The organism is Kitasatospora sp. NPDC057518 (assembly GCF_042802075.1).
GTDB lineage: Bacteria > Actinomycetota > Actinomycetes > Streptomycetales > Streptomycetaceae > Kitasatospora.
The window spans coordinates 25,197-35,228 of sequence record NZ_JBHVEU010000029.1; the positions used below are offsets into that span (position 1 = coordinate 25,197).

Below are 10,032 nucleotides of genomic sequence, written 5' to 3' on the forward strand. Positions count from 1 at the left end.
TGTCGGACGTTCCGTCAGTGGGTGCGGTGAACGGTGACCGTGACGATGTAGCTGCGAGTGCGGCCGGTGATGCGCTGACACTGGCCGGGGTTCCGGCGCGGGCGGCGAGCCCGGGCCTCGGTGTCACGGATGGCGTTCCGGTAGATGGCGACCATGTCGGGGGTCAGGTCGTGCAGGTAGAGGTACACGCCCAGGGCCTGCGGGTCGTCGGCGAGCGCGTCGCAGGTGGAGACGATGGAACGCATGTGGTGGTTCGGGGAGTGCTTCGGGGACACCGCGGTACCTGCGCTTTCGCATTCGTGGGATTGCACGACGGGATGGTGCGAACTGGTGCAGGAGGAGAACGGGCCGCGCGAGGATCCACGGAATCCGCGAAGGAATTCCGGAGGCAGCCGTAGAGTATTCCCCCCCAGGAAAAAGATGTACCACACCCCGTGCCAGGGCTTCCTTCCGCGGCTCCTGCCGTGGAATTGGCAACGACCTTACCCGCGGCTCCGGCGTCCTGCAACTGTGGTCATAAGGGGCCATCGGGTTAATTCGGACAAGAGGGCGAGGGCTCTCGATTCCTTTTTCTCGATTGCGTCCAATGCCTTCCCGCATTGAAGCCGGCGCCTGTCAAGGGTTTGTTGACAAGATGGTGACCCTGTCAACCGTGCGTGCTATCGTGGCTCTCACCTCGTGAAACAGGCCATGCGGAAGCAGGTGGGACGTGAAGGCGGCTGAGGAGTTCGGCCCCTGGCTGGCGCGCCAGCTCAGGAATGCAGGGAAGAGCCAGACCGATCTGGCGATCGACCTGGAAGTGACCCGGGCCGCCGTCTCGGCTTGGATCGTGGGACGCTCCGTGCCCCGGGACGACACCGTCCGGCGCATCGCCGAAGTGCTCAACACCGACCTGGAGACCATCCACACCCGCAGCGCCGACGCCCAACTCGGCCTGCCCGTCGACTGGTACCACCGGCCGGCCCACCCCGACGGCGGCCGGGAGTACGGCAACGCCGCCGCCTTCGCCTTCGAGGCGGATGTCTCGGTACTCGCCCGCGAAGCCACCCAGAACAGTCTCGACGCCCGCCTCGATCCGGCCGAGCCGGTCCGCGTACGCTACACCCTGCACGAGCTCACCGGGGAGACTCTCGCCCGGTTCCGCGAGGCCATCCGATGGGATCGCCTGTCTCCGCACTACGAGGCGCTCACCGCCGACGGCGGGAAGCAGAGCAAGGTGTCGCGCACGATCGCGGCCGGGCTGCGCGACATGTACCAGAACGACCGCCTGGTGCTGCTCCGGGTCGACGACTACAACGCCACCGGCCTGACCGGTGATGACTACGCGGACGGGCTCTTCGCCGCCGTGGTCCGTCGTCAACTCGACAGCCACAAGCGGGATCTCGGCGCAGGTGGTTCCTACGGTCTGGGCAAGGCCACACTGTGGGCGACCAGCCGACTCGGCCTGGTGCTGATCAACTCGACCCTCTCCGAACCACACGAGGGGCGCACCGAGCGACGGCTCATCGGCCGACTCGACCTGCCCTGGCGCGAGGTCGACGGTCGGGCGTGCGCCGGCCCGGCCTGGTTCGGACGTGCCGACCCGGTCAACGGGGCCGCGGAAGTGGTCCGTTCCTGGTGGGCGGACGAAGAGACCGTGGAGAATCTCCATCTCACCCGTGAGAGCGGGGCCCCCGGCACGTCGTTCCTCATCGTCGGCGCCCACGACGTGGCCAGCCTTTCGGCCGTCAACGGTGCCGTGGACGAGGAGGAGACCACCGAGGACGACGACTCCATCCACCGCATGCACGCCCGACTGGTCGACGCGCTCGGTCGCAACTTCTGGGCCGCGATGACCGGCGGCGGTGAGCACAGGCCGCACCTGGAGGCGTCCGTCCGTACCTATCGCAACGGCGAAGAACTCATTCGAGAGGAGCACGTGGACCCGGCCGCGGCCCAGCCCGCCCGGACCCGTGCGCTGCGGGCCTTCCTGGAGGGCGCCACCGTCGACCGTCTCACCGGACGCGGTCAGGTCGCCCGGGCCACCGTGACGCTCAAGGTTCCGCTCCACGGCGGCGGCCCGGCACATGGTTTCGTGCCGCACGAGGCCGTGGTCCTGGTCACCGACGCCGAGGACGCCGACGGTCGCTCCAACCGCGTGGTCTCCATGCGGGGCAACCGTATGACGGTCAAGGACAGTGCCGTTCCCAATATGCCGATCGGCACCAACCCTTTTCAGGCCGTCCTCCTCACCGGCCGCGCGGCGGGCCCGGACGCGCTCGGCGCCGAGGCTGCCGAGGAGTTCCTCCGGGCCTCCGAGCCGCCGGAGCACAACAAGTGGGGGCAGACGGAGGAGCTGCGGCTCTCCTACTCCCCCTCCGCCTACCGGCGCATCAACAACCTGACCACCGAGGTGAACGCCGCCGTGCGTGACCTCGTCGCCATTCCCAAGGCCAAGCGCCGCAACGGGGGAGAAGCCAAGATCGCCGGTCGGCTCAAGGTCGGCGGCGCGACGAAGAAGCGGCCGCGTCAGGCGGCCGCCGCGGCCCTGCCCGAACTGGACAACGTGGATGCGGTGATCGACGAGACGGGGGCCTGGTCGGTCACCGTGGACCTGCGGATCCCGTCCGGAGCGGATTCGGGCCGTCCGGTCACGCCGGTCGCCAAGTTCGACGTGCGCTCCGGCCCGCGGCCGGCCGCGCCGTGGAAGGAGCTCGTCGCCGTCACCGGCTGCGAGGTGGTCGACGGATCCCTGCACCTGTCACCGGGCAGCCGCAAGGCCGTTTTCCGAGGCGTCACCGACGTCTCCCGCCACCCGGTCCGGGCCCAACTCACCGGACTCGTCGTCGAACTCCGCAGCGGAAAGGAGGAGCAGGCGTGAAGGTCTACCCCTACCGACGATTCACCGGAACCGTGTCCTGGCGCGTCGACGGCGCCCAGCTCAAGGCCGAGGGCGAGCCCTGGGAGGATCTGGAGAGCAAGTACCTCTCCACCATCGAACGCGTCGTCGCCCTCGGGCCGGACGAGGACCGCCCCGACTGGACCCAGGCCCGGCTCCGCCTGTCCGTCGAACTCCCGGCGAAGGCCGTGGACCCGTCCGGGCCCTGGCAGAACGTCAAGGTCGTCGCGGTTCTCGCCGAGCGTGCCACCAACACCCGTACGACGACGGAGTTCTCCCCGGTCTCCGAGGACGGTCGCGCGCGGACGGCCGAGCTCTACCTGTACCGGTGCGACCTCCTCGATCGTTCCTCGCTCACTGTGCACGTGGTGGCCACCGTGGACGGCGTGCCCGGCCGGGTGATCGCCACCTCCGACGTGGAGTGGTTCGTCGACGTGATCGAGGCCGTTCCGTCGCTCGCCCGTGAACTCGACGTCAAGATGCTCAAGTTCGGGTCCGGAGCGAGTCGGCTCCAGCAGTTCAAGGACTCGCCGTGGCTGGTCGACACCACCGGCCGCATCCCGCTCGTGCGCGTCAACTCCGACTTCGACGGGCTCGGCGACCTGATCGGCGCCGACGGCGGAAGCGGCCCGGAGAAGACCGTCCGGGAGCTCCTGCTCGCCCAGATGTGCTCCGAGGTCTGGACGGCGGTCTTCCACTCCGCCGTCGGCGACCTGGAGGTCGAGGAGGACGGCACCCCGGTCTTCCCGCACGGCTGGCAGGGCGAGGTGCTCCGGGAGATGCTCCCGGACGTGTACGCCGACCGTGAGCCGGAGGCCGCCCTGCGGGCGGTCCACAGGGCTCGCACCGGGGCGACCGCCGCCGGTTGGGGTGAACTCCAATCCCGGATCCACTACGCCGCCTCCCGGCGGGCAGGCGTCCCTCGGACGCTCTCCGCCACCATCCACGACCTGGAACGCCTCACGCAGGGGGACGACGCATGACCGACCGGCCCGACTACCTCCCGGGGCGGCTCGCCCTGCTGCCCGGCGCCGAGGCGACGGAGTTCGTCACCGAGGGCCTGCTCACCGGTCGTGAGAGCGTGCCGAGCATCAAGCTCAACCAGGTCACCGAACCGCTCCCGCACGCCGACCGACGCGGCGAACTGCAACCCGTCCGCGACCTGGTCGATGACGCCATGGCCTACTGCCGGGCCGGCGGGCTCAAGGTCACCCAGGCCGACGCCTGGCTGGCTCCCCGTCTCCACGCCGTGCTCCGACTCACCCGCCGCGAGGCGGCCGACCCCGGCTTCTGGAACTACCTCGCCCTCGGCGTCGCCCCGGACTACGTGGTCTGGCGGCACCTGGCGGAACCCAAGGACGGCAAGCCGGCCAAGGTGGCGTCCGACCGCTTTCGCGGGACGTACCACAAGCAGGCCTTCTCCCGGCTGTGGTGGGCGGCCGAACTCTTCCGCGACGGGGCGGACTACGCCCCTGTGGTCGCGGCCTGCGGCAACCAGGACATCCTGAACACGGCGCTACGGATGTCCGTGATCAATCACCGGCCGACCGCGCAGGCGATCGCGCGGCTGGTCGCGAAGGGAACGGTCACCGGTGGGCGCGAGGCGAACGCCCTGGCCGGGGCCGTCAACGCCTCCGCGGCGACCCTGATGTACGACGTGATCGCACCCGACCACCCCGATCGCGACCCTCGCCCGTTGCTGGACTGGATCGACGAGGCCGAGACCGCCCGCCAGGTGTCACGGAACGCGCTCCCGGCGGGCCCCGCTGAGGAACCCGCGCCGGAGCTGTCCGTGAGCGTGTTGGTGGACTACTTCGCCGACCTCTTCGCGGACGCACCGGTCCGGGGGCGGGACGTGGCAGCGGCGGAGGTCGATGCGGATGCCTGACGCTTGGACGTCGGCCTGATCTTCTTCGGGCAGTCGGGACCGCATCCCTTTCCGTCCGGGTCGTCGCAGCCCGACTTGCGCAGGGTGATGCGGTCCTCGACGGAGGCGACTTCCCAGTCCGCCAGTACCTTCTCCTCCTGAAAATGCGGAATTCCCAGTGCCGCCGCCAGCACGTGCATGCCGAACAGCGGCGGCACGGCATTGCCCACCTGCTGGGACTGGTCTCCGCCGTCCCAGGGGTAGTTGGGCGGGAAGGTCTGGAGGATGCCGGCCTCCCGGATGGTCATCCGATCCGGGTCGTGAGGGGCGCGACCGCCCGGAGTCTGGACGACGTTGCGGGAGGCTTTGCCGGTGACCGTGAACGAGGGCTGCCGGTACGTGCGGATGCCGCGCTTCTCGGGATCGCCTCCGGTGCCGTAGTTGGACTTGATCTCGAAAGGCGTCTTCCGGCCCTCGGGCATCCGTTCTGTCGCCCGCAGGACGTCCCACATGGGAACCCAAGGCCTGAGCGGCGGCTCGCCTCCCGCCACCGGAAGCGCGATCTGCTTCTCTCCGGCGACTGCCTTCTCGTCCTGGGGCCCTCCCTGGATCGGGTTGTGCGGGTTGTACGCATGGTGAGTCGGACGGGGGAGTCGTGGGGAGCCGTGCGCGGCCAGCCTGGCGACGAGGATCGTGCGACGGCGGGTCTGAGGGACGCCGTACTCCTCGGTGCGAAGCGTCGCGATCTCCGCGACCTGGTACTTCACCTCCATCCCGTCCGGACCGGGCAGGCCTGCTTCCAGCGCCTTCTTGTAGGCCTGCCACAGGGCCTTGACCTGCGGGACCTGTTCCAGGACGATCACGTCGAACGGCCGTCCCTCACGGTTCCGGCAGTAGAGGGCCTTGATCGCGTATCGAAGGGGTTCCAGGACCAGGGCAGTCCTGTTGTCGTCGCCCAGCTCCGCCAAGCGCCTGTCGATCTCCTCGTCGGACACCCGGTCCAGCAGCGCGTGGATGACCTCCTCGACCTTGGCCAGGGCCTCGCGCCCGGCGCCGTTGCCGGCGACCGAGTACGTCTGGCAAGGCGGGCCACCCGCGAGCACGTTCAGCTCCTTGGGCAAGTCCTGGAACCGCTCCCGCCGGACCTGGCTGACATCCGCGTGCAACGTCTCGAGGCCGGCCGCGTAACGCGTCTCACAGGCGTCCTTGTCCCACTCGATGCCGAGGGAACGCACACCGAGCAGGTGTGCGGCCACGTCGAGACCGCCCGGACCGGCGAAAAGGTCCAGAACATATGGTTTCGCGAGAAATGAAGCGGATGCGTCCGAGCTGGTCATGTGGCCAGAGTCTAGCCGGCGGCGGGCGGTGTGATGTACTCGGTCGGCCCCGGTGCCGTCTTCCGCACGCTGCCCGCCCGCCGTTCGTGCACCAGAGCTACGATCCGCTCGGCGGCCTCGGCGGCGTTCTCGTGTTCCCAGACGCGGACGGACAGCCAGCCGGCCTCGGCGAGGCGGGCGTCCGTGTCGACGTCCCGAGAGCGGTTCTTCTCGATCTTCTCGCGCCAGAAGTCGGCGTTGTTCTTCGGCCATGTCGCGTGCTCGGGGCAGCCGTGCCAGAAGCAGCCATCGACGAAGACCGCGACGCGCGCGGGGCCGAAGAGCACATCGGCCTCACGGCGTACGCCCTTGAGCGGTTTGCGGTGGACACGGTAGCGGAGCCCCGCGGCGTGCAGGGTCCTGCGGAGGGTGACCTCGATACCGGTGTCGTGACTGCGCTGCTTGCTCATCCGGGCGCGGATCTTCGGAGTGGTCTCCAGGGAGGGCATGATCCCATTCTGGCTCCGGACACCGACAACGCGTCGAGCGGAGCATGACCACCGCCGGACCCGCCCGGTGGCGCTTTCGGCGGTGCGCGCGGCCTTATGACAACGGCATTGACGTGTGACGGCGCCGCCGGTTTCATGGCTCGCACTTCCGGCCCGCGTCACCCCCCACGACCGGTACGGGAGCTTCCCCCACACGCGCACCCCACGACCAAGGCGGTGATCCGTTGGCATCGACGGTGAAGGACACGGGCGGCGGTCCGAGAGCGGACGCGGCAGGAACGCACGTCGCGATGCACAAGTCGCTCGGCCTGCTGGACGGGGCGGCGATCGCCGCCTCCAGCACGGCCGCCACCAGCAGCATCGGGATCGGCCTGGGGCTGATGGCCGGGGTGGTCGGCCTGCACCTTCCGGCGATCATGCTGCTGGCCTTCCTGCCGGTGCTCGCCATCGCCGGCGGGTACGGGCGGCTGAACGCCGTCGAGCCGGACGCGGGCAGCAGCTACCGGTGGGTCGGGCGCACCCTCAGCCCCTGGTTGGGCTTCCTCACCGGGTGGGTGAACACCGTGGGGACCGTCGTCTTCATGGCGTACACCACGACCGTCACCGGCTCCTCGATCGTCCAGCTGCTCGACCAGGCCCACGTCCGCAGCGTGGCCGGGCTGCGGCTCGACGCCGACTCCACCGTCCAGTGCACCCTGATCGGCCTGGTGGTGCTGGTGGGCGCCGCGCTGGTCGCGGTGCGCGGACTGGACCTGGCGGCCCGGCTGCAGAAGGCGCTGCTGGTCTTCGAGTACGCCGTCCTGCTCGGCTTCTGCGGCTACGGGCTGTTCGCCGGCGACCAGCCATTCTCGCTCCAGTGGTTCAACCCCTTCGACATCCCCTCCTTCGACGCCGTCGCCCAGGGCATGGTGCTGGCGGTGTTCTGCTACTGGGGCTTCGAGTCGGTGTTCAGCGTCGGCGAGGAGGTGCGCGACCCGCGGGACGCCTCCCGGGGCGGCCTGCTGGCCCTGGTGGTGATGCTGGCGCTGTTCCTGCTCGCCGGCACCGCCTTCCAGCGGGTCCTGCCGATCGACGAGCTGGCCGACAACGGCGCCCACGGGCTGACCTACTTCGGCACGAAGCTGGCCGAACAGCCGCTGGCCGCACTGCCGTTGATCGCGCTGATGTTCTCCGCGGTGGCCTCGCTGCAGTCCTCGGTGATCCCGACCGCGCGCGGGATGTACGCGATGGGGCGCGACCGGGTGCTCGGCCCGGTCTGGACCCGCCTGCACCCCCGGCACGCCACGCCCGCCGTCGGCACCCTGCTGATCACCGGCGTCGCCGTCGCCCTGGCGCTGGCCTCCATCGCCATCCCGACCGTCAACGACCTGATCTCGGCCGCGGTCAACGCGATCGGCATCGTCGTCGCCCTCTACTACGCGCTGACCGCCGTCGCGGCCGCCGTCCGGTTCCGCCACCTGCTGCGCACCGCCCCGCTGGAGGGGCTGCGCGCGGTGGTCGGGCCGTTGCTGGGCGCGGCGGCGCTGCTCGCCGTCGGCGGCTACCTGGCCTGGACCTTCTACGACTCCACGGACCACTTCGAACTCGCCGCCGACAACGGTTGGTTCGAGCTGTCCGTGGTGATCATGATGATCGTCAGCGGGCTGCCGGCGGCGGCCTGGGCCCGCTGGCGGCGGCGCTCGCCGTACTTCCTGCGGGAGGACGCGGCGGCCGGGTAGCCGCCCGTACGACGCACGACCAGGCACGACCACGCGAGAACGGAGCACCACCCATGACCCAGGCCGATCTGGTCTTCACCCACGGCCCCGTCCACACCGGCGACGCGGCCCGCACCCGGGCGAGCGGGCTGGCGGTCGTCGGCGAGCGGATCGCCGCCGTCGGGCACGACGAGGTCCGGGAGCTGATCGGGCCGCGGACCGAGGTCGTCGACCTCACCGGCAAGCTGCTGCTGCCCGGCTTCCAGGACGCCCACATCCACGCCGTGTTCGGCGGCGCCGAGCTGGCCTCCTGCGACCTCACCGGGACGGTCGGCGTCGCCGACTACCTGGAGCGGATCCGGGCGTACGCCGAGGCCCACCCGGACCAGGAGTGGATCACCGGCAGCGGGTGGTCGATGGAGAGCTTCGAAGGCGGCCTGCCCACCCGGCAGCTGCTCGACTCCGTCGTCCCCGACCGGCCGGTGTACCTCACCAACCGGGACCACCACGGCGCCTGGGCCAACACCCGGGCGCTGGAACTCGCCGGGCTCACCGCCGACACCCCCGACCCGGCCGACGGGCGGATCGAGCGCGAGGCCGACGGCACCCCCGGCGGCACCCTCCAGGAGGGCGCCACCGCCCTGGTCGCCCGGCTGCTGCCGCCCGCCACCGCCGCCGACCGGCTGGCCGGACTGCTCCGCGCCCAGCGGCTGCTGCACTCGCTCGGCATCACCGGCTGGCAGGACGCGCTGCTCGGCGAGTTCAACGGCCAGCCGGACCCGTCCGACGCCTACCTGGCCGCCGCCCGCTCCGGCGCGCTGACCGCCCGGGTGACCGGCGCGCTCTGGTGGGACCGGGACCGCGGCGCCGACCAGATCCCCGACCTCGTGCGGCGGCGCGGGGACCTGGCCCACGGACGGTTCCGGGCCGGCTCGGTGAAGATCATGCAGGACGGCATCGCGGAGAACTTCACCGCCGCGATGACCAGCCCGTACCTGGACGGCTGCGGCTGCGCCACCGCCAACTCCGGCCTCAGCTTCGTCGACCCGGAGGCACTGCGCGGGTACGTCACCGCACTGGACGCGCTCGACTTCCAGGTGCACTTCCACGCGCTCGGCGACCGGGCCGTGCGCGAGGCGCTGGACGCGATCGAAGCCGCCCGCACCGCCAACGGCCGGCGCGGCGCCCGGCACCACCTCGCCCACCTCCAGGTGGTCCACCCGGACGACCTCCCGCGCTTCGCCCGGCTCGGCGCCGTCGCCAACATCCAGCCGCTCTGGGCCGCGCACGAGCCGCAGATGGACGAGCTGACCATCCCGTTCCTCGGGCCGGAGCGGGCCGCCTGGCAGTACCCGTTCGGCTCCCTCCAGCGGGCCGGCGCCACCCTCGCGGCGGGCAGCGACTGGCCGGTGAGCAGCCCGGACCCGCTGGCGGGGCTGCACGTGGCGGTCAACCGGTTGGAGCCGGAGGCCACCGACGGGCGGGTCTTCCTGCCCGAGCAGCGGCTCGACCTGGGCTCGGCCATCGCCGCGTACACGGCTGGCAGCGCGTACCTCAACGGGCACGACGACGCCGGGGTGCTGGCCGTTGGGCGGCTCGCGGACCTGGTGGTGCTCGACCGGGACATCCTCACCGGGCCGCCGGAGGAGATCGCGCAGGCCCGGGTGGAGCGCACCTACGTCGGCGGGGAGCTGGTGCACGCGGCGGACTGACCGCGGCAGGGGCCGGACCGGCCGCCGGTGGTGGGCGCACGGGGGCCCACCAC

At 71.0% G+C, this 10,032-nt stretch carries 8 protein-coding genes; 5 read left to right on the forward strand and 3 right to left on the reverse strand.

Annotation, left to right across the window (positions count from 1 at the left end; all coding sequences use genetic code 11):
* Positions 1-14: 14 nt before the first annotated feature.
* A complete protein-coding gene (locus ACFU7Z_RS05230) occupies positions 15-275 on the reverse strand; it encodes a hypothetical protein (protein ID WP_380776270.1) in 261 nt (86 codons plus the stop codon).
* A 434-nt stretch (positions 276-709) separates the two neighbouring features.
* Here ACFU7Z_RS05230 and ACFU7Z_RS05235 point away from each other — a divergent pair, with 434 nt between their 5' ends.
* The 3 genes from ACFU7Z_RS05235 to ACFU7Z_RS05245 are packed head-to-tail and all read left to right on the forward strand — an operon-like array spanning position 710 to position 4,766.
* Positions 710-2,860 carry a helix-turn-helix transcriptional regulator gene (locus tag ACFU7Z_RS05235; protein WP_049649225.1) on the forward strand — a complete coding sequence of 717 codons (2,151 nt, stop codon included), beginning with the start codon at positions 710-712 and terminating at the stop codon, positions 2,858-2,860.
* Entirely contained in the window at positions 2,857-3,861 is a 1,005-nt protein-coding gene (locus ACFU7Z_RS05240) for a hypothetical protein (RefSeq protein WP_380776273.1), read from the forward strand. Before ACFU7Z_RS05235 ends, ACFU7Z_RS05240 begins: the two co-directional genes overlap by 4 nt.
* On the forward strand, positions 3,858-4,766 hold the full coding sequence (locus tag ACFU7Z_RS05245; protein ID WP_380776276.1) for a DUF6339 family protein: 909 nt from the start codon (positions 3,858-3,860) through the stop codon (positions 4,764-4,766). Before ACFU7Z_RS05240 ends, ACFU7Z_RS05245 begins: the two co-directional genes overlap by 4 nt.
* Here ACFU7Z_RS05245 and ACFU7Z_RS05250 read toward each other — a convergent pair.
* Both ACFU7Z_RS05250 and ACFU7Z_RS05255 read right to left on the reverse strand, forming a co-directional pair.
* A complete protein-coding gene (locus ACFU7Z_RS05250; RefSeq protein WP_380776278.1) occupies positions 4,688-6,082 on the reverse strand; it encodes a DNA cytosine methyltransferase in 1,395 nt (464 codons plus the stop codon). The two genes, ACFU7Z_RS05245 and ACFU7Z_RS05250, sit on opposite strands and share 79 nt — an antisense overlap.
* An 11-nt stretch (positions 6,083-6,093) precedes the next feature.
* Positions 6,094-6,570, reverse strand: coding sequence for a very short patch repair endonuclease (locus tag ACFU7Z_RS05255; RefSeq protein ID WP_049649221.1), 477 nt, complete (start codon positions 6,568-6,570; stop codon positions 6,094-6,096).
* 290 nt (positions 6,571-6,860) lie between these two features.
* On the opposite strand from ACFU7Z_RS05255, the gene ACFU7Z_RS05260 reads away from it, so the two are divergent.
* Entirely contained in the window at positions 6,861-8,288 is a 1,428-nt protein-coding gene (locus ACFU7Z_RS05260) for an APC family permease (RefSeq protein WP_049649220.1), read from the forward strand.
* 53 nt (positions 8,289-8,341) lie between these two features.
* On the forward strand, positions 8,342-9,979 hold the full coding sequence (locus ACFU7Z_RS05265) for an amidohydrolase (RefSeq protein WP_380776281.1): 1,638 nt from the start codon (positions 8,342-8,344) through the stop codon (positions 9,977-9,979).
* The last annotated feature ends 53 nt before the right edge of the window (positions 9,980-10,032 follow it).

What these genes read in the sequence shown, in the direction of transcription:
- ACFU7Z_RS05245 (WP_380776276.1), top strand. Translation starts at nt 3,858, where the DNA reads ATGACCGACCGGCCCGACTACCTCCCGGGGCGGCTCGCCCTGCTGCCC.
- ACFU7Z_RS05250 (WP_380776278.1), bottom strand. Translation starts at nt 6,082, where the DNA reads ATGACCAGCTCGGACGCATCCGCTTCATTTCTCGCGAAACCATATGTT.
- ACFU7Z_RS05255 (WP_049649221.1), bottom strand. Translation starts at nt 6,570, where the DNA reads ATGCCCTCCCTGGAGACCACTCCGAAGATCCGCGCCCGGATGAGCAAG.
- ACFU7Z_RS05260 (WP_049649220.1), top strand. Translation starts at nt 6,861, where the DNA reads ATGCACAAGTCGCTCGGCCTGCTGGACGGGGCGGCGATCGCCGCCTCC.
- ACFU7Z_RS05265 (WP_380776281.1), top strand. Translation starts at nt 8,342, where the DNA reads ATGACCCAGGCCGATCTGGTCTTCACCCACGGCCCCGTCCACACCGGC.